Origin of the sequence: Limnohabitans sp., assembly GCF_044373035.1 — a bacterium.
In the GTDB taxonomy this organism is placed as follows: domain Bacteria; phylum Pseudomonadota; class Gammaproteobacteria; order Burkholderiales; family Burkholderiaceae_C; genus Limnohabitans_A.
The window spans coordinates 1-5153 of sequence record NZ_JBILQU010000145.1 but is presented as its reverse complement, the minus strand read 5'-3'; the positions used below and the strand labels follow the sequence as shown (position 1 = coordinate 5153).

Annotated in this window: 5 protein-coding genes; 3 read left to right on the top strand and 2 right to left on the bottom strand. The window is 61.2% G+C overall.

The features are described from left to right. A partial coding sequence (locus tag ACIQ47_RS14515; RefSeq protein ID WP_396438784.1) for a long-chain-fatty-acid--CoA ligase occupies window positions 1–1461 on the top strand: 1461 nt, incomplete at its 5' end. Between the two features lie 14 nt (window positions 1462–1475). On the opposite strand, the gene ACIQ47_RS14510 is transcribed toward ACIQ47_RS14515, so the two are convergent. Further along, window positions 1476–2096: a glutathione S-transferase family protein gene (locus ACIQ47_RS14510; RefSeq protein ID WP_396438783.1), complete on the bottom strand. Its 621-nt coding sequence runs from the start codon at window positions 2094–2096 to the stop codon at window positions 1476–1478. A gap of 227 nt (window positions 2097–2323) precedes the next feature. Here ACIQ47_RS14510 and ACIQ47_RS14505 point away from each other — a divergent pair, with 227 nt between their 5' ends. Both ACIQ47_RS14505 and ACIQ47_RS14500 read left to right on the top strand, forming a co-directional pair. Beyond that, complete coding sequence (locus ACIQ47_RS14505; protein ID WP_396438782.1) at window positions 2324–3511, top strand: acyl-CoA dehydrogenase family protein; 1188 nt, start codon at window positions 2324–2326, stop codon at window positions 3509–3511. 37 nt (window positions 3512–3548) lie between these two features. Further along, entirely contained in the window at window positions 3549–4598 is a 1050-nt protein-coding gene (locus ACIQ47_RS14500) for a serine hydrolase domain-containing protein (protein WP_396438781.1), read from the top strand. Window positions 4599–4613: 15 nt separating this feature from the next. Here the strand turns inward: ACIQ47_RS14500 and ACIQ47_RS14495 are convergent, their stop codons facing one another. Continuing rightward, the gene (locus ACIQ47_RS14495; protein WP_396438780.1) at window positions 4614–5027 is read right to left on the bottom strand and encodes a VOC family protein; all 414 of its coding nucleotides are present in this window, start codon (window positions 5025–5027) and stop codon (window positions 4614–4616) included. Window positions 5028–5153 lie beyond the last annotated feature (126 nt).

The window sequence follows — 5153 nt, the reverse complement described above, 5'->3', positions numbered from 1 at the left end:
CTGGCCAACGCCTTGGCGCAGATGGGCCTCAAAGCCGGCAGCGCAGTCGGCTCGATCGCCTGGAACAACCACCGCCACCTGGAGGCCTATTACGCCGTCTCGGGCAGCGGCATGGTCATGCACACCTGCAACCCGCGCCTGCACCCCCAGCAACTGATCTATGTGATCAACCACGCCGAAGACGAGGTGATGCTGTTTGACGCCACCTTTGCGCCCTTGGTCAAAGGCATTGCCGCGCATTGCCCCAAAGTGCGCGCCTGGGTCTGCCTGGCCGATGCGGCCAACACCCCGGTGATCGAAGGCGTAAATGTACAGAACTACGAAGACCTGATTGCCGGTCACCGTGACAGCTTCGACTGGCCCGTGCTGGACGAAAACACCGGCGCAGCCTTGTGCTACACCTCGGGCACCACCGGCAACCCCAAGGGCGTGCTGTATTCACACCGCGCCATCGTCATGAACGCCTCCACCGTTTGCATGCCCGATGCGATGGGCCTGTCCACACAAGAAACTGTTCTGCCGGTGGTGCCCATGTTCCACATCAACGCCTGGTGCCTCCCCTATGCCGCATTGGTGGCGGGCACCAAACTGGTTTTGCCTGGCCCCAAGCTCGACGGCGCCAGCCTTTACGAGTTGATGGACAGCGAGCAAGTCACCGTCAGCGCAGGCGTGCCCACCATCTGGATGGGTTTGATCCAGCACGTCGAACAAAACAACCTGCGCTTTGCCCACATGAAGCGCACCTGCGTGGGCGGCTCGGCCATGCCCATGGCGCTGATCGCCAAGTTCATGGACAACTACGGCGTGGAAGTGCGCCACGGCTGGGGCATGACCGAGACCACGGCTGTCGCCACCATGAGCATCCTGAGCCGCGCTGACCGCCTGCGTCCGGCTGCCGAGCAACACGCCATCGTGGCCAAGCAGGGCAAAACCGTCTCGGGCATCGAGATCAAGCTCGTCGATGAAAACGGTGCAACCCTGCCCCGCGACGGTACTTCACAAGGCGAGCTGATGGTGCGCGGCCAATGGATCGTGGAGCGTTACTTCAAAGCCGAGAAAACCGCGTTGGTCGACGGCTGGTTCCCCACCGGTGACATCGCCACCATCGACGCGCACGGCACCATGCAAATTCGCGACCGCACCAAGGACGTGATCAAGACCGGTGGCGAATGGATCAGCTCGATTGACCTGGAAAACGCCGCCATCGGCCACCCGGCTGTGGCCATGGCCGCCGTCATTGGCGTCAAGCACCCCAAGTGGGACGAGCGCCCGCTGCTGTTCATCGTGCGCAAGCCGGGTCAAACGGTTGAGAAGCAAGAGATCCTCGACTTTTTGGCCACCAAAGTCGCCAAGTGGTGGGTGCCCGACGATGTGGTCTTCCTCGAATCGCTGCCCGTGGGCGGCACCGGCAAGGTGCAGAAAAACGACCTGCGCAAGGACTACGGCGGCGTGTTCAGCTGAACATTTTCAGCCGATCAGACTTTGGCGCTGGGCCGATCGTTCATGCGGTCGCGCCAAGCCTGCAAAGCAAGCATGCCCTCGTCGCCGGGCACGAACTTCATCAGGCCACGCGCAAACTCCAGCGCACAAAACGCGGTGATGTCGGCAATCGTGAAGCGCTCACCCGCGATGAAGGGCTGGCTTTGCAAGCGCTGGTCAAAGCCCCGCGCCACATCCCGAACCTTCTCGGCCTGAGAGCGGCCAAACTCGGGGAACTGCGGTTTCTCTAAAGCCGCCAGCCCGGGGTGGCTGTGGCGGATCGCGTTGGCAATGCCACCCAACAAATACAGCTCCACCTGCCGGTCGGCCATCTCGATGAAGCCGCACTCGTCGCCGTCCACGCCCATCAGGTTGGGCTCGGGAAAGCGGCCCTCCAGCAAAGTGCAGATCGCCCGTGTCTCGGTGATCACACGGCCGTCGTCCAGCTCCAGCGCAGGCACCTTGGCCAGCGGGCTTTTGGCCAGGTATTCGGGCGTGCGGTGCGCGCCGCCGTTCAGGTCCATGTTGACCATTTCGATGCCGGTGATGTTTTTCTCGACCAAAAACATCAGCACCCGACGGGGGCTGGGCGCGCGGTGGGCGGTGTAGAGCTTCATGGTTTTTCCTTTTTTGGGCAGGGGCATGGCATGGCATGGCCTCACAGCCATTTTGAACAGACTAGCACTCACCTGCTCGTGGGCATGCCACACAGACGACAGGCTGCTTCCAAGCACAAGAGAAGACGCCCAGGCGACACCCAGTCACAGGCCGGACAGGGCGAGGCCGCTGCAGCCTTTCCAATCACAACAAGAAACCCTGTTCAACGATTTGAGATAACTCGACCATGAACTTCGACATCCCACCCGACATTGCAGCCCTGCGCGAGCGCACGCGGCAGTTCATTGCCGAGCAAGTCATTCCCCTTGAGGGCGACCCGCGCCACGGCCCGCACGGCCCATCCGAAGACCTGCGCCGCGAACTGGTGGCGCGCGCTCGCGCAGCCGGCTTGCTCACCCCCCACGCTTCCAAAGAAATGGGCGGCCTGGGCCTGGGCCACATCGCCAAAGCGGTGGTGTTCGAAGAAGCCGGTTACTCCAATCTGGGCCCCACTGCACTCAACATCCACGCCCCCGACGAAGGCAACATCCACCTGATGGAAGAAGTGGCCACCCCCGCGCAAAAAGAACGCTGGCTGCGTCCGCAGGCGGCAGGCCTCACGCGCTCGTGCTTTGCCATGACCGAGCCCGACCCGGGCGCGGGCGCTGACCCGTCCATGCTCAAAACCACCGCGGTGCGCGACGGCGACGACTATGTGATCAATGGCCGCAAATGGTTCATCACCGGGGCCGACGGCGCGGATTACGTCATCGTCATGGCGCGCATGGAAGACGGCACGGCCACCATGTTTTTGGCCGACATGGACCAACCCGGCATCCACCACGAACGCAGCATGGACACCCTGGACAACTGCTTCACCGGCGGCCACGGCGTGCTGCGCTTTGACAACCTGCGCGTGCCTGCCAGCGATGTGCTGGGCGAAGTGGGTCAGGGCTTTCGTTACGCACAGATTCGGCTGGCACCGGCCCGCCTGACGCACTGCATGCGCTGGCTGGGGCAGGCCCGCCGTGCACACGACATCGCCCTGGATTACGCCAGCCGCCGCCACGCCTTTGGCAAACCGCTGGCCGAGCACGAAGGCGTGGGCTTCATGCTGGCCGACAACGACATCGACCTGCACACCGCCCGCCTGCACATCTGGCACACCGCCTGGCTGCTCGACCAAGGCCAAAAAGGCGGCTTTGAATCGAGCCGCGCCAAAGTGGCCTGCTCAGAAGCCGAATGGCGGGTGGTGGACCGTTGCGTACAAATTCTGGGTGGCCAGGGCGTCACAGCCGACACCCCCGTGATGCGCATTTTCATGGACATGCGCGCCTTTCGGATTTACGACGGCCCGAGCGAAGTGCACCGCTGGAGCATGGCGCGCAAACTGGTCTACAAAGCGCAGCAAGCGGCCAAAGCAGCCCTCGCTTAAAAGCCCCCACCCCCCCTTAACCGACAAGAGCCTTCGCATGACCGACTCCCTTGAATCAACCCTTGAATTCATCCAATCGTGCGAAACCCCTTGGTCGCGCGACACCTCACCGCCATGGGGCATCCACGATGTGGACCCTCCGCCCTACAACCGCTTGTATGGCCCGGTCCATGGGCGTGGGCCTGTGTCGGGTGTTTTGTTCCACCAACACCAGTTGTTGGCCCAATGGGGCGAGCCCCACAAGGCCGACCTGACTTTCAGTGTGGCCAAAACCTACCTGGCCTTGCTGGCCGGTCTGGCGTTTGACCAAGGGCTATTGAAAGACGTCCAAACCCCCGTGGTTGAGCAATGCCCCGGCATTGGTTTTGAGGGCAATCGGCTCTCGCGCATCACCTGGCACCATTTGCTGCAACAAACCAGCGAATGGGAAGGCACCTGCCTGGGCATTCCTGAACAGGTCGACCGTTACCGCTGGCTGCCTTACCAAACCGGGCAAGCCGACGGCACCAAAGGCGATGCCCGGCCGCTGGGCGAGCCGGGCTCCCGGTTTGAGTACAACGACGTTCGCATCAACCAACTGTCTTTGGCCTTGTTGCACCTGTTCAAGCGCCCGCTGCCTGAAGTGTTTGAAGAATTTTTCCGGCAACCCCTGGGGTGTTCGGACGCGTTTCAATGGGTGGGCTACGAGCAAGGCTGGACCGAGGTCAACGGCCAACGCATGATGTCGGTGCCGGGCGGCAGCCACTGGGGTGGCGGCGTGTCCATCTCGGCCATGGACCAGGCCCTGATTGGCCTGATGCTCATGGGGCAAGGCCAGTTCAAGGGCCAACAAATTTTGTCCAAGCAATGGCTGAACATGATGCAGCAGCCCTGCGACATTGCACCCTATTACGGCTACCTGATTTGGCTCAACAAAGATGGTGTGCTGTTCAAAGATGCGCCCCGCACATCCTGGTTTGCCATTGGCGCGGGTTCGTCCATCACCTGGGTCGACCCCACGCTGGAATTGGTGTGCATCATGCGCTGGATTGATGCCGCCAAAACAAACGACTGCATCGCCCGAGTGATGCAGTCGTTGAAACCCTGAAAAAGGCGCTGAGCTTTACTTGGCGAAAAGGCTCTCGGGGTTGGCAAACGCCTTGAACTCCACCGCATTGCCGCAAGGGTCCAAAAAGAACATGGTGGCCTGCTCGCCCACTTGACCCTTGAACCGAATGTGCGGCTCGATGACAAAAGAAGTGCCCGCTTTTTTGAGCCTGTCGGCCATGGCCTCCCACTGGCCCATCTCCATCACCAGACCAAAGTGACGCACCGGCACGTTGTCGCCATCCACCGCACTGGTGTTGTGGTGACCCGCCTCTGAAGGGCTCAGGTGCGCCACGATTTGGTGGCCGTAAAAATTGAAGTCAATCCAGTGCTCACTGGAGCGGCCTTCTGAACAACCCAAAAGTTCACCATAAAACGCTCTGGCCTTGGCCAAAGAGGTGACGGGAAAAGCCAAGTGGAATGGTTGCATGGTGTGCTCTGCCTGAAATCAAAGAGATCATTTTGCACTGAAGACCAGAGGGTGGGGGTTCATTTAGGTGACAGCAGATCGTTGCTCGAGGGTTTTAATTTTTGAGCTGCCTATGCGGCAGTGAAC